This is a genomic window from Pseudomonas peli (assembly GCF_050563605.1).
Lineage (GTDB): Bacteria > Pseudomonadota > Gammaproteobacteria > Pseudomonadales > Pseudomonadaceae > Aquipseudomonas > Aquipseudomonas peli_A.
In genome coordinates, this window is sequence record NZ_JBNXUH010000022.1 from 1 (window position 1) to 22,365 (window position 22,365).

General features: G+C 58.3%; 24 protein-coding genes, 2 tRNA genes, 1 rRNA gene and 2 pseudogenes. 8 read left to right on the forward strand and 21 right to left on the reverse strand.

Annotated elements, in window-relative coordinates; translation table 11 throughout:
* A 16S ribosomal RNA gene (locus ACQ4LH_RS18505) occupies positions 1–279 on the reverse strand; the annotation flags it as partial.
* Positions 280–957: 678 nt separating this feature from the next.
* Positions 958–1,185 (reverse strand): annotated as a pseudogene (locus ACQ4LH_RS18510) (S4 domain-containing protein); the annotation flags it as partial.
* On the opposite strand from ACQ4LH_RS18510, the pseudogene ACQ4LH_RS18515 reads away from it, so the two are divergent.
* Positions 1,179–1,403: pseudogene (locus ACQ4LH_RS18515) on the forward strand (tyrosine-type recombinase/integrase); the annotation flags it as partial. The pseudogenes ACQ4LH_RS18510 and ACQ4LH_RS18515 overlap by 7 nt on opposite strands.
* Positions 1,404–1,476: 73 nt before the next feature.
* Here the strand turns inward: ACQ4LH_RS18515 and ACQ4LH_RS18520 are convergent.
* The 10 genes from ACQ4LH_RS18520 to ACQ4LH_RS18565 form a co-directional block, all read right to left on the reverse strand.
* Positions 1,477–1,553 (reverse strand) — tRNA-Pro (locus ACQ4LH_RS18520).
* Between the two features lie 88 nt (positions 1,554–1,641).
* Positions 1,642–1,998: a MerR family transcriptional regulator gene (locus ACQ4LH_RS18525; RefSeq protein ID WP_090256190.1), complete on the reverse strand. Its 357-nt coding sequence runs from the start codon at positions 1,996–1,998 to the stop codon at positions 1,642–1,644.
* Positions 1,979–2,281 (reverse strand): integration host factor subunit alpha, encoded by a 303-nt coding sequence (ihfA, locus tag ACQ4LH_RS18530; protein WP_003243414.1) that lies wholly within the window; start codon positions 2,279–2,281, stop codon positions 1,979–1,981. Before ihfA ends, ACQ4LH_RS18525 begins: the two co-directional genes overlap by 20 nt.
* A 3-nt stretch (positions 2,282–2,284) precedes the next feature.
* Positions 2,285–4,663, reverse strand: a complete 2,379-nt coding sequence (pheT, locus tag ACQ4LH_RS18535; RefSeq protein WP_430698553.1) for a phenylalanine--tRNA ligase subunit beta — start codon at positions 4,661–4,663, stop codon at positions 2,285–2,287.
* A gap of 45 nt (positions 4,664–4,708) precedes the next feature.
* Positions 4,709–5,725 (reverse strand): phenylalanine--tRNA ligase subunit alpha, encoded by a 1,017-nt coding sequence (pheS, locus tag ACQ4LH_RS18540; protein ID WP_430698554.1) that lies wholly within the window; start codon positions 5,723–5,725, stop codon positions 4,709–4,711.
* Positions 5,726–5,820: 95 nt separating this feature from the next.
* A complete protein-coding gene (gene rplT / locus ACQ4LH_RS18545; RefSeq protein WP_040069108.1) occupies positions 5,821–6,177 on the reverse strand; it encodes a 50S ribosomal protein L20 in 357 nt (118 codons plus the stop codon).
* Between the two features lie 25 nt (positions 6,178–6,202).
* Positions 6,203–6,397, reverse strand: coding sequence for a 50S ribosomal protein L35 (gene rpmI / locus ACQ4LH_RS18550; protein ID WP_079202156.1), 195 nt, complete (start codon positions 6,395–6,397; stop codon positions 6,203–6,205).
* 60 nt (positions 6,398–6,457) lie between these two features.
* The gene (gene infC, locus ACQ4LH_RS18555; protein ID WP_169852835.1) at positions 6,458–7,009 is read right to left on the reverse strand and encodes a translation initiation factor IF-3; all 552 of its coding nucleotides are present in this window, start codon (positions 7,007–7,009) and stop codon (positions 6,458–6,460) included.
* Positions 7,009–8,931: a threonine--tRNA ligase gene (thrS, locus tag ACQ4LH_RS18560; protein ID WP_430698555.1), complete on the reverse strand. Its 1,923-nt coding sequence runs from the start codon at positions 8,929–8,931 to the stop codon at positions 7,009–7,011. The genes infC and thrS overlap by 1 nt, the downstream gene beginning before the upstream one ends.
* A gap of 241 nt (positions 8,932–9,172) precedes the next feature.
* Positions 9,173–9,249, reverse strand: a tRNA-Val gene (locus tag ACQ4LH_RS18565).
* A gap of 186 nt (positions 9,250–9,435) precedes the next feature.
* Between ACQ4LH_RS18565 and ACQ4LH_RS18570 the strand changes: the two genes are divergently transcribed.
* Positions 9,436–10,719 carry an NAD(P)/FAD-dependent oxidoreductase gene (locus tag ACQ4LH_RS18570; protein ID WP_430698556.1) on the forward strand — a complete coding sequence of 428 codons (1,284 nt, stop codon included), beginning with the start codon at positions 9,436–9,438 and terminating at the stop codon, positions 10,717–10,719.
* A 66-nt stretch (positions 10,720–10,785) separates the two neighbouring features.
* Here ACQ4LH_RS18570 and ACQ4LH_RS18575 read toward each other — a convergent pair whose 3' ends face one another.
* Positions 10,786–11,463, reverse strand: a complete 678-nt coding sequence (locus tag ACQ4LH_RS18575) for a PA2778 family cysteine peptidase (protein WP_430698557.1) — start codon at positions 11,461–11,463, stop codon at positions 10,786–10,788.
* A gap of 249 nt (positions 11,464–11,712) precedes the next feature.
* On the opposite strand from ACQ4LH_RS18575, the gene dusA reads away from it, so the two are divergent.
* Together dusA and tal are read left to right on the forward strand one after the other, a co-directional pair.
* The gene (dusA, locus tag ACQ4LH_RS18580; protein WP_430698558.1) at positions 11,713–12,723 is read left to right on the forward strand and encodes a tRNA dihydrouridine(20/20a) synthase DusA; all 1,011 of its coding nucleotides are present in this window, start codon (positions 11,713–11,715) and stop codon (positions 12,721–12,723) included.
* Positions 12,724–12,764: 41 nt separating this feature from the next.
* A complete protein-coding gene (gene tal, locus ACQ4LH_RS18585; RefSeq protein ID WP_430698560.1) occupies positions 12,765–13,691 on the forward strand; it encodes a transaldolase in 927 nt (308 codons plus the stop codon).
* A gap of 57 nt (positions 13,692–13,748) precedes the next feature.
* Here tal and rssC read toward each other — a convergent pair whose 3' ends face one another.
* The gene (gene rssC / locus ACQ4LH_RS18590) at positions 13,749–14,231 is read right to left on the reverse strand and encodes an anti-sigma factor antagonist RssC (protein WP_160016356.1); all 483 of its coding nucleotides are present in this window, start codon (positions 14,229–14,231) and stop codon (positions 13,749–13,751) included.
* Between the two features lie 8 nt (positions 14,232–14,239).
* On the reverse strand, positions 14,240–15,424 hold the full coding sequence (gene rssB / locus ACQ4LH_RS18595) for a two-component system response regulator RssB (RefSeq protein WP_430698561.1): 1,185 nt from the start codon (positions 15,422–15,424) through the stop codon (positions 14,240–14,242).
* A gap of 215 nt (positions 15,425–15,639) precedes the next feature.
* On the opposite strand from rssB, the gene ACQ4LH_RS18600 reads away from it, so the two are divergent.
* Entirely contained in the window at positions 15,640–15,939 is a 300-nt protein-coding gene (locus ACQ4LH_RS18600) for a PilZ domain-containing protein (RefSeq protein ID WP_430698562.1), read from the forward strand.
* 60 nt (positions 15,940–15,999) lie between these two features.
* Here ACQ4LH_RS18600 and ACQ4LH_RS18605 read toward each other — a convergent pair whose 3' ends face one another.
* Positions 16,000–16,701, reverse strand: coding sequence for an MlaA family lipoprotein (locus tag ACQ4LH_RS18605; RefSeq protein ID WP_430698563.1), 702 nt, complete (start codon positions 16,699–16,701; stop codon positions 16,000–16,002).
* A 234-nt stretch (positions 16,702–16,935) separates the two neighbouring features.
* Between ACQ4LH_RS18605 and ACQ4LH_RS18610 the strand changes: the two genes are divergently transcribed.
* Both ACQ4LH_RS18610 and ACQ4LH_RS18615 read left to right on the forward strand, forming a co-directional pair.
* Complete coding sequence (locus ACQ4LH_RS18610; RefSeq protein WP_430698564.1) at positions 16,936–17,655, forward strand: HAD family phosphatase; 720 nt, start codon at positions 16,936–16,938, stop codon at positions 17,653–17,655.
* Positions 17,656–17,803: 148 nt separating this feature from the next.
* The gene (locus tag ACQ4LH_RS18615; RefSeq protein ID WP_090247740.1) at positions 17,804–18,070 is read left to right on the forward strand and encodes a DUF4404 family protein; all 267 of its coding nucleotides are present in this window, start codon (positions 17,804–17,806) and stop codon (positions 18,068–18,070) included.
* Between the two features lie 47 nt (positions 18,071–18,117).
* On the opposite strand, the gene queF is transcribed toward ACQ4LH_RS18615, so the two are convergent.
* The 4 genes from queF to ACQ4LH_RS18635 all read right to left on the reverse strand — a co-directional run bounded on the left by queF (position 18,118) and on the right by ACQ4LH_RS18635 (position 20,667).
* Complete coding sequence (gene queF, locus ACQ4LH_RS18620; RefSeq protein WP_430698565.1) at positions 18,118–18,948, reverse strand: NADPH-dependent 7-cyano-7-deazaguanine reductase QueF; 831 nt, start codon at positions 18,946–18,948, stop codon at positions 18,118–18,120.
* 95 nt (positions 18,949–19,043) lie between these two features.
* Positions 19,044–19,742: an orotidine-5'-phosphate decarboxylase gene (pyrF, locus tag ACQ4LH_RS18625; RefSeq protein WP_430698566.1), complete on the reverse strand. Its 699-nt coding sequence runs from the start codon at positions 19,740–19,742 to the stop codon at positions 19,044–19,046.
* A gap of 126 nt (positions 19,743–19,868) precedes the next feature.
* A complete protein-coding gene (locus tag ACQ4LH_RS18630; RefSeq protein WP_430698567.1) occupies positions 19,869–20,339 on the reverse strand; it encodes a DUF3291 domain-containing protein in 471 nt (156 codons plus the stop codon).
* A 94-nt stretch (positions 20,340–20,433) separates the two neighbouring features.
* Complete coding sequence (locus tag ACQ4LH_RS18635; protein WP_430698568.1) at positions 20,434–20,667, reverse strand: DUF1127 domain-containing protein; 234 nt, start codon at positions 20,665–20,667, stop codon at positions 20,434–20,436.
* A gap of 97 nt (positions 20,668–20,764) precedes the next feature.
* Between ACQ4LH_RS18635 and ACQ4LH_RS18640 the strand changes: the two genes are divergently transcribed.
* Entirely contained in the window at positions 20,765–21,619 is an 855-nt protein-coding gene (locus ACQ4LH_RS18640; RefSeq protein WP_430698569.1) for a LysR substrate-binding domain-containing protein, read from the forward strand.
* Here ACQ4LH_RS18640 and ACQ4LH_RS18645 read toward each other — a convergent pair.
* Positions 21,609–22,364 (reverse strand): sulfite exporter TauE/SafE family protein, encoded by a 756-nt coding sequence (locus ACQ4LH_RS18645; protein WP_430698570.1) that lies wholly within the window; start codon positions 22,362–22,364, stop codon positions 21,609–21,611. The two genes, ACQ4LH_RS18640 and ACQ4LH_RS18645, sit on opposite strands and share 11 nt — an antisense overlap.
* Between the last annotated feature and the right edge of the window lies 1 nt (position 22,365).

Genomic DNA, 22,365 nt, shown 5'->3' on the forward strand with positions numbered 1-22,365 from the left:
CTGTTACGCCGTACCCGCGCCAGTATCTGGCCGTGCAGCACTGCGCCTTCGGTCAGCCAGCCGGAGCCGAGGCCCGAAGGTCCCCCGCTTTCTCCCGTAGGACGTATGCGGTATTAGCGTCCGTTTCCGAACGTTATCCCCCACCACTAGGCAGATTCCTAGGCATTACTCACCCGTCCGCCGCTCTCAAGAGAAGCAAGCTTCTCTCTACCGCTCGACTTGCATGTGTTAGGCCTGCCGCCAGCGTTCAATCTGAGCCATGATCAAACTCTTCAGTTCAATACTGCTTGGGTTTTGAGAAAACCCTAAACTTAGCTCAGCAATCGTTGGTTACATCTTTGATTTCTCGCGGAGTAACTTGTGATGCTGACAATCTTGCGACTAGCAGTCTTACCTCACAAGCACCCACACGAATTGCTTGATTCAGTTGTTAAAGAGCGGGTGGTTGATTCTTTCGTCTCAACCGAGGCGCGCATTCTACAGCAGCCTCATCTTCCGTCAAGTGATTTCGAAAATTTCTTTTCAATCTCAACCACTTGCGCCTTCATTCAGCCTTAAGCTTCTCGTCAGCGGGAGGCGAATTCTACAGCGTTTCAAACCGCTGTCAACCGCCTCTTTTACCGCCTCCGATCAACCCGACCGAACCCCTTCAGACTCAAACACCACCTCCTGAAGAGGAGGCGCATTCTACGCAGCTTTCGCTGCTTTGCAACCCTTCTTTTAAATCTAACTTCTTGTTTTATAAGAAGTTTAAAGGACCACATACGCCTGAAGAGCTGCGCATTATAGGGACTGCCGAACGAAGGTCAATCGATTGTTATACTTTTGTTGCAACACCCACGAACTCAAGGGCTGTAGCCACACGAACCACTAGCGCGCCGCCTGCAGAAACGACAAAGCCGTTGAAGCTGGCGCTTCAACGGCTTTGTCGAAACCATCACGCAAGCGTGCAACCGATTACTCGGCCTTAAGCGTGATACGCGCGAACGCTTTCTTGCCCGCCTGGCAGACGCGCACAGCACCCACCTTATATATGAAGGCGCGATCCACCACCTCACCATCCACGCGCACACTGCCGGAGCCCAACAGATCACGCGCCATCGCGGCGTTCTTCACTAGGCCTGCTTTATTAAGCAGCGCGGCAATCGGCATATCCTCAGGCAGCTCGCCTTCCCTCTGCCTCGATACGCGCCCACGACCTGAAGCACATCCTTGGTCGAAGACTATGGGCTGCAAGAGTCACTGAGGAAGACAGAAAGGCCCTGTTAGGCCACAAGAACGGCAGCATCACCAGCCACTACTCGGGCGCAGAACTGGGCAAGCTGATTGATGAAGCAAACAAAATTTCGGCTACCGACTCACGTGGGCCGGCGCTGACAATACTGAGGAGGAAGGCAGGATGAAAAAAGTCCCGCAAAAGTCCCTGACACAAAAAAGCCTGCTCATCACTGACCAGGCTCTAATGCTTGAATTATATGGTCGGGACGGAGTGATTCGAACACTCGACCCCTAGCACCCCATGCTAGTGCGCTACCGGACTGCGCTACGCCCCGACTAGGCGTGAATCAGTTTTCAGATACCGAAAACGTCGCGAACTATACATTAAGCTTCTGAAATGTGGAAACTTTTTGAGTGCGGCGACTATTTTCTAAGCACCAGCAATACGTCTTCAAGCTCAGTAATCATCTGCTTGATCAGCTGCTTGTACTGGGTGCTGTCATCTTTAGCTTCATCGCCTGAAAGACGCTGACGCGCGCCACCGATGGTGAAGCCTTGATCGTACAAGAGCGCACGAATCTGCCGAATCATCAGCACATCCTGGCGCTGATAATAGCGGCGATTACCACGCCGCTTAACCGGGTTGAGTTGTGGGAACTCCTGCTCCCAATAACGCAACACATGCGGTTTAACGGCACATAGCTCGCTAACTTCACCAATGGTGAAGTAACGCTTGCCGGGTATGACGGGTAGTTCGTCGTTATGACTTGGTTCCAGCATACGCCTCGACCCTGGCTTTAAGTTTCTGGCCTGGACGGAAAGTCACGACACGGCGAGCCGTAATCGGAATTTCCTCTCCTGTTTTTGGATTGCGACCGGGGCGCTGACGCTTATCGCGCAGATCAAAGTTACCGAACCCCGAGAGCTTGACCTGTTCGTTGAGCTCCAGCGCTTGGCGGATTTCCTCAAAGAACAGCTCCACCAACTCCTTGGCTTCCCGTTTATTCAGGCCCAGCTCTTCATACAGACGTTCCGCCATCTCAGCTTTCGTCAGAGCCCCCATACGCTACTTCCTTAACGTGGCGTTGAACCTTTGTTCCAGGGAGGTGAGAATATTTTGCGTTGTGGTGCTCACCTCATCGTCATTAAGAGTGCGCGATGGATGCTGCCAGGTCAAGCCAACAGCAAGGCTTTTTCTATGAGGATCAATACCTTTACCGTGATACACGTCAAATAGCTTGAGGTCGGTCAGCCACTCGCCTGCTGCTTCACGAATCGCGCCGAGCAAATCCTGCGCTGGCACGTCACGATCGACCAGCACCGCCAGGTCACGCCGCACTTCAGGGAACTTAGACAGCTCCTGGAACTTCGGCATAACACCCTGAGTGATCTCACCCAGCACCAGCTCAAACATAAAGACAGCCTGATCCAGACCCAACGCTTTCGACAGCTCAGGATGAATGGCACCGAGGAAACCGACGACACGCCCGTCACGCTCGATGCGCGCCGTTTGCCCCGGATGCAGCGCCGCATGCTCGCCCGGTACAAATGCAAAGCTATCGCCCGCACCTGCACTGGCCAGCAACGCTTCAACATCAGCCTTCACATCATAGAAATCGACATCATCGCGACCGTGCGCCCAACCTTCAGGCAAGCGACCACCACAAATCACGCCCGCCAGCATCGGCTCTTGTTTCAAACCTTCGAGCTGACCGACAAAGCGCAAGCCGCTTTCGAACAGACGCACACGCAACTGCTGACGATTCGAGTTGTGCTCAAGCGCCTTAATCAGGCCTGGCCACAAGGAGGAGCGCATCGCCGCCATATCTGCGGAGATAGGGTTCGCCAGCATCAGCGGCGCAACGCCTGGATTGAACAGCTCGAACAACTTGGGATCGATAAAGCTGTATGTGATCGCCTCCTGATAACCACGAGCAACCAGCAAACGGCGCAGTGCAGGCAATTCGACTGCCGCTTCGGCCTTGGCCTGCGGAGCCAGGCGCGCTTGCGGGTAACGCACCGGCAAGCGGTTGTAACCATACAAGCGGGCAAGCTCTTCGATCAGATCGACTTCCAGGCTGATATCGAAGCGGTGACTTGGCACACCAACCTGCCACTGCCCTTCGCCATCGGCACGAATGTCCAAGCCCAAAGCAGCCAGCAAACGGACAATTTCCGCATCATCCATCTTCAAGCCGAGCATCTGCTCGACGCGCTCAGCACGCAGCGTGACCGGCGCAACGCTCGGCAAGTGCTCCTGATTGACGACTTCGATAATCGGCCCGGCTTCGCCACCAACGATTTCCAGCAACAACGCAGTCGCCCGCTCCATCGCCTCACGCGCCAGCTGCCAGTCCACGCCACGCTCGAAGCGGTGCGATGCATCCGTGTGCAAACCGTAAGAGCGCGCCTTGCCAGCAATGGCAATAGTGTCGAAGAACGCACTTTCAAGGAACAGGTCGCGGGTCTTTTCGTTGACACCGCTGTGCTCGCCGCCCATCACACCGGCAATCGCCAAGGCACGGCTGTGATCGGCGATCACCAGCGTATCGCTACGCAGGCTGACTTCCTGACCATCAAGCAGAACAAGCTTCTCGCCCTCCTCGGCCATACGCACGCGGATGCCGCCATTGATTTCGGCGAGGTCAAACGCATGCAGTGGCTGACCCAACTCAAGCATCACGTAGTTGGTGATATCGACAGCTGCATCGATACTGCGCACATCGGCGCGACGCAGACGCTCAACCATCCACAACGGCGTGGGCTTGGACAGATCGACATTGCGCACCACCCGGCCGAGGTAGCGCGGGCAGGCTTGCGCAGCCAGAACTTCAACCGGACGCACTTCATCATGGCTCGGCGCAACCGCATCAACTACCGGACGAGCGACAGGCGCGGCGTACAAGGCACCCACCTCACGCGCCAGGCCAGCCAGCGACAGGCAATCGCCGCGGTTCGGGGTCAGATCAACCTCGATGCTGGCATCATCCAGATCCAGATAGACACGAATGTCCTGGCCCACCGGCGCATCAGCCGGCAGCTCCATCAGACCGTCATTTTCTTCGCTGATCTGCAGCTCAGAGGCCGAGCAGAGCATGCCGTTGGACTCAACGCCGCGCAGCTTGGCTTTCTTGATTTTGAAGTCGCCGGGCAGTTCGGCACCGATCATGGCGAACGGAATTTTCAGACCAAGGCGAACATTCGGCGCGCCACACACCACCTGAAAGGTTTCTGCACCACTGCTGACCTGGCACACACGCAGTTTGTCGGCATCGGGGTGCTGCTCGGTGCTCAGCACCTCACCCACCACCACGCCACTGAATACACCGGCGGCCAGCGATACGCTGTCGACTTCAAGGCCGGCCATGGACAAGCGGGCAACCAGATCGTCGCGCGAGACCTGCGGGCTTACCCAGCTGCGCAGCCATTGTTCACTGAATTTCATACTGTCTGTTCTCCTGAACCAATTCGATTACGGAATGCGAGGGCGCTAGCGAAATTGCGCCAGGAACCGCAGGTCGTTATCGAAGAACAGCCGTAAATCGTTGACGCCGTAACGCAGCATGGCCAGACGTTCAACACCCATACCGAAGGCGAAGCCGGAGTATTTCTCCGGATCAATGCCAGACATGCGCAGCACATTCGGATGCACCATGCCGCAGCCCATGACTTCCAGCCAGCCGGTCTGCTTGCACACGCGGCAGCCTTTGCCGCTGCACATCACGCACTGCATATCGACTTCGGCCGATGGCTCGGTGAAAGGGAAAAACGAAGGACGGAAACGTACGCCCAGAGGCTTTTCGAAGAACACCCGGAGAAACTCCTCGATGGTGCCCTTGAGATCAGCAAAACTCACGCCCTCATCAACCAGCAGGCCTTCGACCTGATGGAACATCGGCGAGTGAGTGATATCGGAGTCGCAGCGATAAACGCGGCCGGGGCAAACGATGCGGATCGGCGGTTGCTGCGATTCCATGGTGCGCACCTGAACCGGAGAGGTGTGGGTGCGCAGCAACATATTCGCGTTGAAATAAAAGGTGTCATGCATCGCCCGGGCCGGGTGATGGCCTGGAATATTGAGTGCTTCAAAGTTGTGATAGTCGTTTTCCACTTCCGGGCCTTCGGCAATGCCGTAGCCAATACGGGTGAAAAACTGCTCAACGCGCTCCAGTGTCCGGGTTACCGGATGTAAGCCACCAGAAACCGGACCACGGCCTGGCAGGGTCACGTCGATTTTTTCGGCGGCGAGCTTGGCGCTCAGCGCGGCCTGTTCCAGAGTTGCCTTACGGCTGTTCAGAGCATCCTGAACCTGATCCTTGGCGGCATTGATCAACGCACCGGCTTGCGGGCGCTCTTCTGCCGACAGATTGCCCAGGGTCTTCATCACCTGAGTCAATTCGCCTTTCTTGCCCAGATAGTGAACCCGCAGTTGCTCCAGGGCATTCACATCGTCGGTGTGGCTAACGGCCTCAAGCGCTTGCGAGACCAGCACATCCAGATTTTCCATTTACAGACTCCAGATACGAAATAGGGGAAGAGCTTGAAGGCTCTTCCCCTATTGGTGACGTTTAGCACCGGGCGAGCCCGGTGATTGTCGGGGACTTAAGCCAGTACGGCTTTCGCTTTCTCGACAATCGCAGCAAACGCCGCTTTTTCGTTCACTGCCAGATCAGCCAGAACCTTACGGTCGATCTCGATGGACGCTTTTTTCAGGCCGGCAATGAAACGGCTGTAGGACAGACCGTTAACACGAGCACCAGCGTTGATACGAGCGATCCACAGAGCGCGGAACTGACGTTTTTTCTGGCGACGGTCGCGGTAGGCGTACTGGCCTGCCTTGATCACCGCTTGCTTGGCAACGCGGAACACGCGTGAACGTGCGCCGTAGTAGCCTTTAGCGAGTTTCAGAATTTTTTTGTGACGCTTGCGAGCGATAACGCCGCGCTTAACACGAGCCATGAGTAATTTCCTCTATCTTGACCGATTAACGAACGCGCAGCATGCGCGCCACTTTTGCTACGTCAGACGGATGCACCATGGTGCTACCGCGCAGTTGACGCTTACGCTTAGTGGACATCTTGGTCAGGATGTGGCTCTTGAAAGCGTGCTTGTGCTTGAAGCCGTTAGCGGTTTTGAGAAAACGCTTGGCTGCACCACTCTTAGTTTTCATCTTTGGCATGTTCGGATACTCCGCATTCAGTTGATAAACATAACCGCAAGGCCTGCCGTGCCCTGGTGGTTACTTCTTCTTTTTGGGGGCGATGACCATTATCAGCTGGCGTCCTTCCATCTTTGGATGCTGTTCAACGGTGCCGTATTCAGCAAGGTCACCTTCAACCCGCTTCAACAACTCCATGCCCAGCTCCTGATGCGCCATCTCACGGCCGCGGAATCGAAGCGATACCTTGGCCCTGTCCCCATCACTAAGGAAACGTACCAGGTTGCGTAGTTTTACCTGGTAATCCCCTTCCTCCGTCCCTGGACGAAACTTGATTTCTTTAACCTGAATCTGCTTCTGGTTTTTCTTTGCAGCAGCAATCTGCTTCTTCTTTTCGAAGATCGATTTGCCGTAGTCCATCAGCTTACAAACAGGGGGCACTGCATCGGCAGAAATCTCTACCAGATCCAGCTTGGCCTCTTCGGCCTTAAGAAGCGCGTCTTCAATTGACACAATCCCAAGCTGCTCACCTTCAGCGCCAATTAACCGAACCTCACGTGCCGAGATATTCTCGTTGATCGGGGCCTTCGGTGCAGCTCGTTTATCTTGTCTCATTTCACGCTTAATAATGATTACTCCAAATCTTGGCGACCACGCCGGGAAACCGCCTGCGCAAGAAATTCAGCGAATTGAGTGATGGGCATTGAGCCCAGATCAGCACCTTCACGGGTACGCACGGCGACAGTTTTCGTCTCAACCTCCCGATCTCCAATAACCAAGAGATAGGGAACCTTGAGCAAAGTATGCTCGCGGATTTTAAAGCCTATCTTCTCGTTCCTCAAGTCAGACTTGGCACGAAAACCGCTTTGATTGAGCGTTTTTTCCACTTCGAGAGCAAAATCGGCCTGTTTGTCAGTGATATTCATCACCACGGCCTGAGTCGGCGCCAGCCAAGCTGGGAACGCACCTTCATAGTGCTCGATCAAAATACCGATGAAACGCTCGAACGAACCGAGAATTGCCCGGTGCAACATGACCGGCACTTTGCGGCTGTTGTCTTCAGAAACGTAGCTCGCTTCCAGACGCTGAGGCATATTCGGATCGTACTGCAGCGTACCGCACTGCCAGGCACGACCAAGACAGTCGAGCAGCGTGAACTCGATCTTCGGACCGTAGAACGCACCCTCCCCCGGCAGATACTCCCAAGGCAGCCCCGCTTCATTCAGCGCATTGGCCAGCGCCTCTTCGGCACGATCCCAGAACGCATCATCACCCACGCGCTTGGCTGGGCGCGTGGAGAGCTTCATCTTGACGTCGCTGAAACCAAAATCAGCATAAACCTGCAAGGTCAGCTTGATGAAATCCGCGGCCTCTTTCTTGACCTGCTCTTCAGTACAGAAGATGTGCGCGTCATCCTGAGTGAAGCCACGCACCCGCATAATGCCGTGCAGGGCGCCTGAGGCCTCATTACGGTGGCAGGAGCCAAACTCAGCCAGACGCAGCGGCAACTCACGGTAGCTCTTGAGCCCCTGATTGAATATCTGCACATGGCACGGGCAGTTCATCGGCTTGATCGCGTAGTCGCGGCTTTCCGACTGAGTGGTGAACATGTTGTCGGCGTAATTGCCCCAGTGCCCGGATTTCTCCCACAGCACACGGTCAACCACCTGCGGCGTGCGCACTTCCTGGTAACCGTTGTCGCGCTGAACACCACGCATGTACTGCTCAAGCACCTGATAGATGGTCCAGCCATTCGGGTGCCAGAACACCATACCCGGCGCTTCTTCCTGGGTATGGAACAGATCGAGGCGCTTACCGATCTTGCGATGATCGCGCTTCTCGGCCTCTTCGATACGCTGGATATAAGCCGCCAACTGCTTCTTGTCAGCCCAGGCCGTGCCATACACGCGCTGCAACTGCTCGTTCTTGGCATCGCCGCGCCAGTAGGCACCGGACAATTTGGTCAGCTTGAACGCCTTGAGGAAGCGCGTATTCGGCACGTGCGGACCACGGCACATGTCGACGTATTCTTCGTGGTAGTACAGGCCCATGGCCTGCTCATCCGGCATGTCTTCAACCAGACGCAGCTTGTATTCCTCACCACGCGCAGTGAACACATCAATAACCTCGGCGCGCGGGGTTACTTTCTTGATGACGTCGTAGTCCTTCTCGATCAGCTGCTGCATGCGCTGCTCGATTGCCGCCACATCGTCTAGAGTAAATGGGCGCTCGGATGCGATGTCGTAGTAAAAACCCTCATCAATGACCGGACCGATTACCATCTTGGCTGCCGGAAACAACTGCTTGACCGCATGACCAATCAAATGCGCGCAGGAGTGGCGAATGATTTCGAGCCCTTCCTGATCTTTTGGCGTAATGATTTGCAGGGTTGCATCAGCTTCAATCAGGTCACAGGCATCAACCAACTTGCCATTGACTTTGCCAGCTACCGTGGCCTTGGCCAGACCAGCACCAATAGATTGCGCCACCTCGAGTACGGATACCGGGTGATCGAACGAACGCTGACTGCCGTCGGGAAGAGTAATGATGGGCATGGCGCCTCCTCTCCTAGTGGTGACCTCTACCAAAGGCCACATGGGTTGGGATGAGCCAGTAAGCGATTCGGCGGTATACCCGCCATACAGTGGCAGGAGCTTTTCAGCCAACCAAAACCAAACCGGGGTCACTGGAGGTTTTAAACAGCGATTAACCGCATGAATGCTTGCAGAAAGCCGGGCTTACTGGCAAGAACCCAATAAAAAAGGGCCGCCTAAGCGACCCTTTTTCTACCAAATCTGGTAGGCACGATTGGACTCGAACCAACGACCCCCACCATGTCAAGGTGGTGCTCTAACCAACTGAGCTACGTGCCTACGATGGGTGCGCATTCTACGGCCGCGCAAAAAACTGTCAACCTATTTTTTACGCTAACTGCCTGAATAACTGAATTTTTTACTGCTCTACAGCGCGTTTAATATTTCGCACAGGCCACTAGCCGAGCTTTTTCAACTCAGGTAGCATCCGCCCATTCGTAAAAAATAAAGAACAGAGGTTGCAAAATGGCGCACACAGCTTATCCACAATCCTATTACGCGGCCTCCGCTAACCCGGTACCGGCGCGCCCGGAATTGAATGGTGAAGTCGAGACTGACGTGTGCATCGTCGGCGCGGGCTACACCGGCCTGTCCACAGCCATTGCCCTACTCGAAAACGGCTTTCAAGTCCGCATCGTCGAAGCGGCCAAGGTCGGTTTCGGCGCATCGGGCCGCAATGGCGGGCAGATCGTTAACAGCTATAGCCGTGATATTGATGTGATCGAACGCAGCGTTGGCCCCAAGCAGGCGCAACTGCTGGGCGACATGGCCTTCGAAGGCGGCCGGATCATTCGTGAGCGCATCACCAAGTACAACATCCAGTGCGATCTTAAGGACGGTGGCGTCTTTGCTGCCAACACGCCCAAGCACTTGAAGCACCTCGAGTCGCAGAAAAAACTCTGGGAGCGCTACGGCCACACCCAACTGGAACTGATGGACGCAAAACGCATCCGTGAAGTGGTCGGCAGCGACGCTTATGTGGGCGGCATGCTCGATATGAGCGGCGGCCATATCCACCCGCTCAACCTGGCACTGGGCGAAGCGGCGGCGGTCGAGTCGCTGGGCGGCGTGATTTACGAACAGTCACCCGCCATCCGCATTGATCGCGGCGCAAACCCTGTTGTGCATACTCCCAATGGTCGGATCAAAGCCAAGTTCGTGGTTGTTGCAGGCAACGCCTACCTGGGCAACCTGATCCCTGAGCTGTCAGCCAAATCGATGCCGTGCGGCACCCAGGTGATCACCACCGAACCCCTGTCCGCTGAGCTGGCGAAAAGCTTGCTGCCGCAGGACTACTGCGTCGAGGACTGCAACTACCTGCTCGACTACTATCGTCTGACCAGCGACAGGCGCCTGATCTTCGGTGGTGGCGTGGTCTATGGCGCACGCGACCCGGCGAACATCGAAGCGATCATTCGCCCGAAGATGCTCAAGGCCTTCCCGCAGTTGAAGGATGTGAAGATCGACTACGCCTGGACCGGCAACTTCCTGCTGACCCTGTCGCGCCTGCCGCAAGTCGGTCGCCTCGGCGACAACATCTACTACTCACAAGGCTGCAGCGGCCACGGCGTGACCTACACCCACCTGGCCGGCAAGGTCCTGGCCGAAGCCCTGCGCGGTCAGGCAGAACGCTTTGACGCCTTCGCCGACCTGCCGCACTACCCCTTCCCGGGCGGTCGCCTGTTCCAGGTGCCATTCAGCGCCCTGGGCGCCTGGTACTACACCCTGCGTGACAAACTGGGCGTCTAAAGCACAGCCCGCAAACAAAAACGGCACCTCAAGAGGTGCCGTTTGTCATTCTACCTTTCAACGGTTTTACAGCTGCGCATCCGGCCAAGCCTGACGCGCTGTACGCAACGCCCGCTGCGCTGCCGCCGCACGACCTTGCTGCTGCAAGGCCTGAGCTGCCGTCAACCACGCCTGCTTGAGCGGCTGCGCCGGCAATTGATTGGTAGGCATGACCAATACCGCCCAACGCCCCGCCTCGCCCCAGGCATCGTCGAAACTGGCAAAGCTGGTGTACCAACGCCGGGTATTGCCCGAACGCAGTACCAAAGTGCGCTCGCGCTGGTCATAGCCTACCAGCAGCGCAAACTGCGAACCCGGCCCGCCAAATAGTCGATCCTGCATCACCAACACCGGATGCCCTGCAGACACTTGTTGCATCAGCGCATCCAGATTACCGGGCAAGGGGTAGACCAGCAGATCATAAGAGCGCGCCACCGCTTCAAGCGCGGCTTGCGCGCTCTGCCCTTTGGCCAGTTGCTGAATGCGTTCATCCACCAATCCAGGGCTACTGATCACCCCATGATGATTGAGCAGCGCCGCCAACGCCGAAGGCCCGCCCTGCGCATCACTGAGTTGAAAGAACGGCACATCGGCCAACTCGACCCGCTCGGGCAAGCGCTTGGTCTCAGGCTGCAGCTGCGGCCCACCCGCGCAGGCAGCGAGCAGAAAAAACAGGGCTACCGGCAGAAGCTTTACTACGCGCACAGACTGAAACATTACTCACCCACTGGCTTGTTTGTGGCGCAGAGCATAACGATGAAGTGCCGATGACCCAACCCATCCGCACAAAATGCCCAGACTCCCCCAGTGAGCAGCGGTCAAGTCATGTGCAAAAGCGAAAACCCTCTCCAGGCTGATAAACTGCCGGGCATTGCACCCACACTGCCCGCACCCGGCACAACCAACGAATTACGACCGCCGCCCCTGCGCCTGCCGTCAAACAGACAGACTCCGATGCCCGATAACCCTGTACTTACTGCCAACACGCCCCCAACCACGCTTTCTCGGCGCTTCTCCGTAGCGCCGATGATGGACTGGACGGATCGTCACTGCCGCTTCTTCCTGCGCCAACTATCGCAAAACGCCCTGCTCTACACCGAGATGGTCACCACCGGCGCGATCCTGCATAACGACAGTGCGCGTTTTCTACGTCACAGCGCCGCAGAATACCCGCTGGCTCTGCAGCTAGGCGGCAGCGTGCCTGCGGATCTGGCGGCCTGTGCCAAGCTGGCGCAAGAGGCTGGCTATAACGAGGTCAACCTCAACGTTGGCTGCCCCAGCGATCGGGTGCAGAACAATATGATCGGCGCCTGCCTGATGGGCCACCCGCAGCTAGTCGCCGGCTGCGTGAAAGCCATGCAGGATGCGGTGGATATCCCGGTAACGGTGAAGCACCGCATTGGCATCAACGGTCGCGACAGCTATGCCGAGCTGTGCGATTTCGTTGGCACCGTGCGCGATGCCGGCTGCCGCAGCTTTACCGTACATGCGCGCATCGCCATTCTCGAAGGGCTATCGCCCAAGGAGAATCGCGAGGTGCCGCCGCTGCGCTATGAGGTGGCGGCGCAGCTTAAGCAGGACTTCCCCGAGCTGGAAATCATCCTCAATGGCGGCATCAAGACCCTGGAAGATTGCCAACAGCATCTCGACACCTTCGATGGCGTGATGCTGGGCCGCGAGGCGTACCACAACCCTTACCTGCTGGCGCAGGTTGACCAGCAGCTGTTTGGCTCAACGCGCGCCGTAATGAGCCGCTTCGAGGCCATGCAGAGCATGCGCGGCTATATCGCCGCACACCTCGCCGAAGGCGGCAGCATGCACCACATCACCCGCCATATGCTCGGCCTGGGCCAGGGCTTCAATGGCGCGCGGCGCTTTCGCCAGCTGCTCTCGGTGGACATTCACAAGACCAGCGAGCCCTTGGCGCTATTCGATCAAGCGGCGCAATTGCTGCAAGGCCGCTGACTCGGGTAAGGTCGGTGCATCTGCAACGACAAGGCTGTGTCATGACCTCCAAGCTGGATCAACTCAAGCAGTTCACCACTGTGGTCGCCGATACCGGCGACCTCGACGCCATCGCCCGCCTGAAGCCGGTCGATGCCACTACCAACCCTTCCCTGCTGCTCAAAGCCGCTGCCATGCCTGGTTACAGCGCACTGCTGAAAAGCGCAGTGACTGCCGGCAAAGGCGACTTGGGCCTGGCCTGTGACCATTTCGGCGTCGCAGTAGGGGGCGAAATCCTCAAGATCATCCCCGGTCGCATCTCCACCGAGGTGGATGCGCGCCTGTCCTTCGACACACAAGCCACCCTGCGCCGCGCTGAACGCCTGATTGGCCTGTATGAAGAGGCCGGTATTGGTCGCGAGCGCGTGCTGATCAAGATCGCCTCGACCTGGGAAGGTATTCGCGCTGCCGAGCAGCTGGAAAAGGCTGGCGTCCAGTGCAACCTGACCCTGCTGTTCACCTTCGCACAGGCCCAGGCCTGTGCCGATGCCGGCGTATTTCTGATTTCGCCCTTCGTTGGGCGCATCTACGACTGGTACAAGAAGGCCGAAGGCCGTGATTTTGTCGGCGCAAAAGATCCCGGCGTGCAGTCGGTTACGCGCATCTACAACTACTACAAAGCCAACGCCTACCAGACCGTGGTAATGGGCGCGAGCTTCCGCAATATCGGCCAGATCGAACAACTGGCTGGCTGTGATCGCCTGACCATCAGCCCCGAGCTGCTGCAGCAACTGGCCGATGATCAGCAGCCACTGGCGCGCCTGCTCAGCCCTGGCAAAGCTGCCGAAGCCAAGCAGAGCCTGAGCGAAAGCCAATTCCGCTGGGCCATGAATGAAGACGCCATGGGCACCGAAAAGCTGGCCGAAGGCATTCGTCTGTTTGCCCGCGATCAGGAAAAGCTGGAAAAACTGCTCACCGCTCAAGCCTGAATGGCCTGAAAGCAAACGGGGCGCTCATTGAGCGCCCCGTTTGTTTAGCCACTCGAATCAATGATGCTCGAGGGCGTTGACCAGATCGTGGAAGGCTTCGCGATTGGAGTCGTTCAACCCCATCAGAATGCGGTGCGCTTCCAGCACCTTGGCGCGCACCAGCTCTTCTGATTGATCCTGCGACGGCAGATCGTCCAGACAATCCGGGCACGGCACGGGTGTGTCGACGATATTGAAGACCTGATCGAACCCCATCGACTGCAACAGTCGCGTGATATCGGCGTGGGTGGTCACTACTGTCGGCAACAGACCGATTTTCTGCCGCGAGAGAATCGAGAGCTTGGCCAGCAGCCCAAGGGTCGTGCTGTCGATACTGCGGGTCTCGGTGAGATCAATCACGATGGCTGAGAAATTCAGCGCAGTGAAGATTTTCTCGATGGTCGAATCCAGGGCCGAACACAGCGTCAGGCGCACTTCACCGACAAACTTCAAGATGAACGTGCCATCTTGCTCGGCAAACTGGATTCTACCGGGGCTTATCCCAGGGTTCATGCAAGGTTCCTGCTTAACACCAGCAAGGCGATATCATCCGGCATATCCCCTAGATTGGCCAGCCCAAAAGCCGTACGCAAGCCATCCAGGGTGCCACCCGCAGAACTGATCAGCTGCGGCAACAGGGTTTCCTTGTCTTTCAAGGTATCGCCCGGCAGCAGATCGAGGATGCCGTCGGAGAGCAGCGTCAAGCTGAAGGCCTCCGGCAGTTCAAGTTCCAGATCGTTGTATTCGGCCTCTACAAACAGCCCAACCGGCAGGCCGCGGCCTTCCAGGTAACGCGCCTGGCCGTCGCTGTAGAGCACCGGCAGCGGCAGATGACCGCCAATACTGTAGGTCAGGCGGTTGTTGGCCTGGTCGATCACACCGCCAAGCATGGTCACGTGTTTGCCCAGCTTGCAGTTGATCAGGCCACGGTTGATATGGCCGAGCACTTCTGAGGGTTTGAAATCCGGCAGGTTACCGCCGCGCCGCGACTCGTACAGCAGACGCGTGGTCATAAACTTCAGCAGCACGGTGATAAATGCCGAAGAAGCGCCATGCCCGGAAACATCGGCCAGATAAAAAGCGATACGGCTGTCATCGACGCGGAAATAGTCGACAAAGTCGCCCGACAGGTACAGCGATGGAATGATCTGATGCGCGAAGTTCAAGCCATCGGCCTGCCACGGCGTCACCGGCAGCATGTTCATCTGCACCTGGCGACCGGCGTTCTGATCCTCCTGCAGCAAATGCAGGCTGGCTTGCAGTTCGCGGTTAGCGGTTTCCAGCTCGTCGCGATAGCGCTGGTTTTCCAGTCGCAAATTGGCGCGGTCCAGCGCACGACGCACTGAGTGCTCAAGCACGGCAAGATCGGCCAGGGGCTTGATCAGATAATCGGCAGCACCGAGGCGCAAGGCCTCTACGGCATCGCTCATCACGCCTGCACCGGACACCACGATCACCGGGGTTTCCACTTGCAGGGCATTGATACGGCGGATCAGCTCGAGACCATCGACTTGCGGCATGCGCAGATCGCAGATCACCAGATCCGGCGACTCGGCATGAAAGACTTCCAGCCCCTGCAAGCCATTGGCGGCCTGCAGCACATGAAAACCACTGTCTTCCAGGTAGGCTGCGAGGCTCGCACGCACTACGTCGTCGTCATCGATTATCAGCAGCGTGGCACTGGTTTTGTGCATGAGGTATCCAGGCAAACTGCGCCGGGTATGGGTTGGCTTATACGTCAGGGCAACCGCCTGGACGCGCGAACTCGGCTTGCTTCAAGGCGCAGACGGTACTCCCATCCGCTACGTGATTCAAGCGTGTGCCGGTCGTCGCCGCACGACTTTACACCTCAAATCGGCGAAGGTTATAAGAGCTGCAGGACAGCCCCCATAACAAGAGGAAAAAGCCCATGAGCCAAAATGATCGTGCCTACAGTGAGAAACGCGATTACATCCGCATGCGGCTAGAAGCCCCCGTCACCCTGCACCATGACGGCAAGGAAATCCCCGCACTGTGCCTCGACCTGTCCAGCACCGGCATGCAGCTGGAAGCCGAAAGCGCGGTGAAGATGGGCGACAAGGTATGTGTGCACATCGCTTCTGATCACAACGAATTACGCGGCCTGGATGCCCAAGCCGAAGTGATGCGCGTCAGCACGCTGGAAGACGGCCGCCAGGCATTAGGCTTGGCGATTATTTCCATGAGCTGAAATACTCGGACAACAAAAAAGGCGGCCCGCAATGGCCGCCTTTTTTGTTTACCCAACGACTCAGAAATCGTCTTCAACCTCACCATCGCGCACTTTGAACTCGCGATTCTGCAGGTAGGCATTGCGGATAAAGATGTACTTATCACCGCTGACCATACGCTCGGCCTTGAGCAAGCTGGCCCGCACGTCGACTGCCTGAACGCCGCGCACCACATTGCGCGTCGGCACGTGATCGATAAACGCAGGCGCGGTCAGCATGCTGTCCGGCACTTTGCCGAAGGCATCACGCACGGTGCTCGGCCCCAACAACGGCAGCACGACGTAAGGCCCGCTATTGAGCCCCCAGACGCCCATGGTCTGACCGAAATCCTCATCGCTGCGCTGCAGGCCCATGGCGCTGCCCACATCGAAGAAGCCCAGCAGGCCGAAGGTGGTGTTGAAGATCAAACGGCCGCCATCAACGCCGGCATCATGCAACTTGCCTTGCAGCAGGTTGTTGGCCAGGTTGCCGACATCACCGATGTTGCGGAAGACGTTATGCACGCCATCTTCAAGAAACTGCGGCGTCACCGCCTGATAGCCCTTGGCCAATGGCTTGAGGGTATAGGTATCAACGTTATCGTTGACCCGAAACATAAAGCGGTTGTAGCCCTGCCACGGGTCTTCTTCGTTGGCTTGCGCCAGTGCAGGCAGCAACAGCACGCCGGTACAGGCAATCAACAGGCTCAATCGTTCAATCCAGCTCGCACCGGTCACACGCATCACAGTCGCTCCTTGAAAATGCTCAGGCTGCCACAGGCGGCCAAATCAGGCCGCGCAGTATAAGGCGGCAGCTCTATAAATAGGCAGCATAGCGGACGAACAAATAGCTGAAAAATCTTACCGCCTGTTGCCGTACAGCCCAGCGATTGCCGGCAACGCGAACGGAAATAAAACCTTCATCTGCCTGTAACCTGAAGGCACTAGCCTGGACTAGACCATTTTCAAGGACGGCCCATGCAAACGCCCGCCAGCTCGCCCGCCTTCACCGCCTTCACCGCCATCCTGTTTAGCCTGTCCGGCTGCCTGGTTGATTTCGGCGCACGCACCATCCCGCTGACCCTGCAACGCCTCTACCCAAAGGCAGACAATCACCAGAGCCTGCAACAGGCCCTGGGCCGTGAACCCTTGGCTGAAGAGTGGCAGGCCTATCAGCAGGCCCTCTGCGAAACCGCATGCGAGCATGCCGAAGCCACGCATGCCGCCCTGCCCCTGCTTGAACAACTACACCAACAAACGGTGCCCTGCGCCTGGCTGGATGAACTGCCACGCGACGCCAGCATCAGCCTAGCCAGCGCGCTACCGGACTGGCTGCCCGGCACATCCAGCCACAGCACGCGCCCATGGCCGGCACCCGACGCCGTCTGGCGCAGTTTGATGGAGCTGCAGGTTGATCAGCTTGAAGGCTGCGTACTGGTTAGTGGCGAACCGCGCCTGCTGCAAGCCGCGTTGAATGCCGGCATCTGGACCATCGGCCTGGCCATCAGTGGCCCGCTCTGCGGTCTGGCACCGGCTGATTGGCAGAGCCTGCCGATGGGCGAGCGTGACCGCCTGCGCAGCCAAGCCACCCTCAGCCTGTACCGTCTTGGCGTGCACTCGGTAATCGACCAGCTCAGCGATCTGCCCACCTGTCTGGCGGACCTCAGCCTGCGTCGCTACAAGGGCGAAAAGCCCTGAGCAACCGCCAAATTGCAGGCTGAATCAATGCCTCACGCTTGATCCAAAGCAAGCAAAGGCGGCGGGCTTGGATTAACCTGAAGGTATGCAGAACCTTTCGCCCACACGCAAGGTCAGTCAATCTGTCGATTACCCAAGGGAGAACTCCATGCCTGCAAGCCGCCTGCAGCAACAACTGCAAGACCTGCGCGACCAACTGGCCGAGCAGCCACCACTGACTGAAGAAGAACGTGCCGAGCTGTTTGTACTGACCCAGGAAATTGAACTGCAGCTGGCCCGCCAGGCTGCAGCTGCCCCCGACGCAACCCTGATCGACGGGGTCAACCTCGCAGTGGAGCGCTTCGAAGCCAGCCACCCAACCCTCGCCGGCACCCTGCGCAATATCGTGCAGAGCCTGGCCAATATGGGCATCTAAACGCACGCAGCACTAACGAAAACCCCAGCATTAGCTGGGGTTTTGCATTACTGGCGCACCAAACGCTGATTATCCGGACTGATGGGCCCACTGCTGCGATAGGGATTGATATCCAACCCGCCACGCCGCACATAACGCGCATACACCGTCAGATGCTCGGGCTTGAGCAAGCGCTGCAGGTCGAGGAAGATTCGTTCCACGCACTGCTCGTGAAAATCCGCATGCTGGCGAAAGCTCACCAGATAAGCCAGCAGGCTGGCGTGATCCAGCGCCAAACCACGGTACAGCACCACCAGCGTGCCCCAATCCGGCTGGCCGGTGACCGGGCAATTGGATTTGAGCAGATGGCTGTGCAGGCTCTCTTCGACCACTCGCGCGGCATCACAGCGCAGCAGCTCAGGCTGCGGCTGCGCATAGTTGCTGATGGCTACATCCAGCTCGTCAATGCAGATACCTGGCGCGGCCTGCACACCGTCGGCCGTCACCTCCGCCAGGCTGCGCACACGCACGCCAACTGGTTTGCCGGCGGCTGCCGAGAGGTCCTGTACCAGGACCGCCACCAGTTCGTCAGCGCTGTTGAACACCGACTGGTTCAGCGAGTTGAGGTACAGCTTGAAGGATTTCGACTCGATGATATTCGGTGAGTCGGCAGGAATGGCGAACTCGCCCATGGCCACCACCGGTTTGCCCAACGGCAACAGCCAGGACAACTCGAAACAGTTCCAGAAATCCACGCCCTGGTACGGCAGCGTCTCGGCGCTCAGGCCCAGTTCCGCCCATTTCGCGGCACGCGGAATCGGGAACAACAAAGACGGGGTGTAGGTAGCGATGTATTCACTGGATTTGCCCAGTGGCGAATCTTCGGCGGCGGGATGCATGGAGAAAACCTGGCTAGTCGAGACGCGGCGATTGTATACAACTTTTAAAGCAGATTCAGTGTGGCAAGACCGATGTCGGCCTTGCCGCAGCAGCATCAGGCCAGCTCAGCTACCACCGCTGCCAGCGCCTGGGCGGGATTGGCAGCCTTGCTGATCGGCCGGCCGATCACCAGATAATCAGAACCCACATCCAGAGCCTGACGCGGAGTCAGAATACGGCGCTGGTCGTCCTGAGCGCTGCCGGCCGGACGAATCCCCGGCGTCACCAGTTGCAGCGCCGGGTAAGCGGCCTTCAGCGCTTGGGCTTCCTGAGCCGAACACACCAGGCCATCCAGCCCGGCTTGCGCCGCCAGCCCAGCGAGACGCAGCACCTGCGCCTGCGGTTCGAGATCCAGGCCAACGCCGGCCAGGTCTTCGCGCTCCATGCTGGTCAGCACGGTTACGCCGATCAACAGCGGTTTGGCCCCCGCAAGCTTGTCCAGGGTTTCGCGGCAGGCCGCCATCATGCGCAGGCCGCCCGAGCAGTGCACATTGACCATCCACACGCCCATCTCGGCCGCGGCTTTGACCGCCATGGCGGTGGTATTGGGAATGTCGTGAAATTTCAGGTCGAGGAACACCTCGAAACCCTTGCCGGCCAGCACGTTGACGATCTCCGGCCCGCAACGGGTGAACAGCTCCTTGCCCACTTTTACCCGGCACAACTTGGGATCGAGCTGATCAGCCAATGCCAGTGCGGCATCACGGGTCGGGAAATCCAGGGCAACGATGATCGGGGTCTGGCAGGCGGACATGGGCGGGCTCTCGGGCAAGACAAATTCGGCGCGCATTGTAGCGGATGCGCCGCACGCTTGCCGCTCCGGTGATCCGCCCGCCTAGCCCGCGACTCAAACAGAGCCGCAGCAAACCATGGCTTACCGCTACTCGGCAGGCTCAGCCACGCGCGTATCCGGCGCCGCAAACGCCTGGCGAAAGCTGAACGCCTGGGCGCTAACGCCCTGCTCACGCAACAACGCCAAGCGCTCGGCAGCCTCCTGCACCGATGGCCGATGCCCCGCCGGCACCCACCACAGCACCATATGCGCCTCAGTGACCTTGCTGAACCACTCCTGGCGACGCTTGAGCATCTCGGTATGGGCGGACTTGTAGACGTAATCGCTGAGCGCCTGCACATCGCGCCATACCGACAGATTCACCAGCACATCATCGCCAAACGGGCGAAACGCCGTGGCATCGCCCGCCTCGTCCTGCAAGCGCCAGATATAGCCGGGCGAGGCTTCCGCCAGCGCATTGATGCGCTCCAGGTTGGCGACAAAGTCGGCCATGCTTGGCGACTCCAGCGGCTCCATCATCGTGGCGATATTCAACTGCGCGAGTTGATAGCTAGACATCAATGCTCTCCTTATTTATGTAAATCCCTGAATAACCACTGCCCTGACTGAGCCCTACAAGCGCATCACAGCCTCGATGCACACGGCCAGCGATTCAGCGCGCCATGGGATCATCCCAGAATGAGCGCTCGCTTTCCTGAATAACATCCGCGCGGCTTAAGCCCAGGTCCTTCAACGCAGCATCATCGAGCATGGCCAGGCGCCGCCGTTGTTCGGCCAGCTGCCACCAGCGGGAAAACTGGCGGCCAACCGCACGCAGTATTTCAAAAGGCCGGCGGCCCTGTAAGCGTCCGGCACTGGCTAATGCATAACCTTTTTGACCTTTCATCTCGTCGCCCTCCTTGTGGGGTTGGCGACAGTCTCGCGCTCGGCTTATGATCAATCCAACGAATGTTTCTTATGCAATGCATCTCGGAGATTGATGTATGGCCAGCTACCCGAGCATCGATAGCGAACTGCTGCGCACCTTTGTCGCGATTGCCGATCACGGCGGTTTTACCCGCGCTGCGGAAATGGTCAACCGCACCCAGTCGGCCGTCAGCATGCAGATGAAGCGCCTGGAAGACGACGTGGTGCAGCGCCCGCTGTTTGTGCGTGACGGTCGCCAGTTCAGCCTCACCGCCGAAGGCCAGTTACTGCTCGGTTATGCCAGGCGCATTCTCAAATTGCACAGTGAAGTGATGACCAGCATGCGTGCCCCGCATATGGTTGGCACCGTGCGCATCGGCACGCCGGACGACTATGTGATGCGTTTTATGCCGGGCATTCTTTCGCGCTTCGCCCAAGCCTATCCGCTGGTGCAGGTGGAATTGCACTGCGAGCCTTCGTTCCAGCTGTTGCAGCGCCAGGACCTCGACCTGACCATCGTCACCCGCGAGCCAGGCACCGAAATTGGCCAACTGCTGCGCCAAGAACGAATTGTCTGGGCCGAAGCCCATGGCTTCAGCCCGCATGAGCAGGAACCGCTACCACTGGCGATGTTCAATGCCCAGTGCTTCTGCCGCTCCTGGGCCTGCAACGCGCTGGACGCCATGGAGCGCGAATACCGTATCGCCTACACCAGCCCAAGCCTGTCGGCGATCATGGCGGTAGTCAGCGCGGGCCTGGCGATTACCGCTCAGCTGCAAAGCCTAATTACCCCAGACATGCGCATCATCGGCACTGCCGAGGGCCTGCCGGTGATGCCCTCCGCCAGTATCGTGCTACTGCGTAACAGCCAGACCCAGTCGCAGGTCACCGAGACCCTGGCCGAACAGATCGTCGAAGGTTTCAGACTTTAAGCGCGAGCAATACCGCGCAAAGCAGCAGAAAGCCGGCAAACAGCCCGCGCAGAACGCGCTCTGGCAGCGCGTGGGCGCACTTCACGCCCCAACTGATACTCAGCAAACCGCCCAGCGCCAGGGGCGCCCCCAGCAGCCAATCGACGTGATCATGGGCCGCGTAAGTCGCCAGCGTCACGGCAGTGCTCGGCGCGGCCAGAGCCAGGGACAGCCCCTGCGCCATGACCTGGCTGGTGCCGAACAACGTAGTCAGCACCGGCGTCGCCAGCACCGCGCCACCCACACCAAATAACCCGCCGAGCAAACCGGCGCCACTGCCTAGCAGTGTCAGCCAGGGCCAGGGATAACGCAGGCCAACCGAGAGCATGGCCGGCTTGCTGTACAGTCGAGAGAGGTTGTAGGCCGCCAGTAACACTAGGAAGACCACGAACCCCAGGCGCATGCGCTCGGCATCCACAGTGACCGCCCAGCCCGCGCCCAGCACAGCAAATATCAGGCTGGGCACCGCCAGGGCCAACGCATGCCGCCAGTCGATACGGTTGCGCTGGTGATAACGCCACAGCGCCAACAGCACATTGGGCACCACCATCACCAGCGCCGTACCCTGAGCCAGCTGTTGATCCAGGCCAAACAACACGCCGAGCGCCGGAATGGCGATCAGCCCACCGCCAATCCCAAACAGACCGCCCAGAGTACCGAGGGCCAATCCGAGCAGAAGGTTCAAGGCAAAATCGAGCAAGGTCATC

Bases quoted from the DNA above. Each gene is read 5' to 3' on its own strand.
- ACQ4LH_RS18525 (WP_090256190.1), bottom strand. From the start codon at position 1,998: ATGCTGGAACCAAGTCATAACGACGAACTACCCGTCATACCCGGCAAG.
- ihfA (WP_003243414.1), bottom strand. From the start codon at position 2,281: ATGGGGGCTCTGACGAAAGCTGAGATGGCGGAACGTCTGTATGAAGAG.
- pheT (WP_430698553.1), bottom strand. From the start codon at position 4,663: ATGAAATTCAGTGAACAATGGCTGCGCAGCTGGGTAAGCCCGCAGGTC.
- pheS (WP_430698554.1), bottom strand. From the start codon at position 5,725: ATGGAAAATCTGGATGTGCTGGTCTCGCAAGCGCTTGAGGCCGTTAGC.
- rplT (WP_040069108.1), bottom strand. From the start codon at position 6,177: ATGGCTCGTGTTAAGCGCGGCGTTATCGCTCGCAAGCGTCACAAAAAA.
- rpmI (WP_079202156.1), bottom strand. From the start codon at position 6,397: ATGCCAAAGATGAAAACTAAGAGTGGTGCAGCCAAGCGTTTTCTCAAA.
- thrS (WP_430698555.1), bottom strand. From the start codon at position 8,931: ATGCCCATCATTACTCTTCCCGACGGCAGTCAGCGTTCGTTCGATCAC.
- ACQ4LH_RS18570 (WP_430698556.1), top strand. From the start codon at position 9,436: ATGGCGCACACAGCTTATCCACAATCCTATTACGCGGCCTCCGCTAAC.
- dusA (WP_430698558.1), top strand. From the start codon at position 11,713: ATGCCCGATAACCCTGTACTTACTGCCAACACGCCCCCAACCACGCTT.
- tal (WP_430698560.1), top strand. From the start codon at position 12,765: ATGACCTCCAAGCTGGATCAACTCAAGCAGTTCACCACTGTGGTCGCC.
- rssB (WP_430698561.1), bottom strand. From the start codon at position 15,424: ATGCACAAAACCAGTGCCACGCTGCTGATAATCGATGACGACGACGTA.
- ACQ4LH_RS18600 (WP_430698562.1), top strand. From the start codon at position 15,640: ATGAGCCAAAATGATCGTGCCTACAGTGAGAAACGCGATTACATCCGC.
- ACQ4LH_RS18605 (WP_430698563.1), bottom strand. From the start codon at position 16,701: ATGCGTGTGACCGGTGCGAGCTGGATTGAACGATTGAGCCTGTTGATT.
- ACQ4LH_RS18610 (WP_430698564.1), top strand. From the start codon at position 16,936: ATGCAAACGCCCGCCAGCTCGCCCGCCTTCACCGCCTTCACCGCCATC.
- ACQ4LH_RS18615 (WP_090247740.1), top strand. From the start codon at position 17,804: ATGCCTGCAAGCCGCCTGCAGCAACAACTGCAAGACCTGCGCGACCAA.
- queF (WP_430698565.1), bottom strand. From the start codon at position 18,948: ATGCATCCCGCCGCCGAAGATTCGCCACTGGGCAAATCCAGTGAATAC.
- pyrF (WP_430698566.1), bottom strand. From the start codon at position 19,742: ATGTCCGCCTGCCAGACCCCGATCATCGTTGCCCTGGATTTCCCGACC.
- ACQ4LH_RS18630 (WP_430698567.1), bottom strand. From the start codon at position 20,339: ATGTCTAGCTATCAACTCGCGCAGTTGAATATCGCCACGATGATGGAG.
- ACQ4LH_RS18635 (WP_430698568.1), bottom strand. From the start codon at position 20,667: ATGAAAGGTCAAAAAGGTTATGCATTAGCCAGTGCCGGACGCTTACAG.
- ACQ4LH_RS18640 (WP_430698569.1), top strand. From the start codon at position 20,765: ATGGCCAGCTACCCGAGCATCGATAGCGAACTGCTGCGCACCTTTGTC.
- ACQ4LH_RS18645 (WP_430698570.1), bottom strand. From the start codon at position 22,364: ATGACCTTGCTCGATTTTGCCTTGAACCTTCTGCTCGGATTGGCCCTC.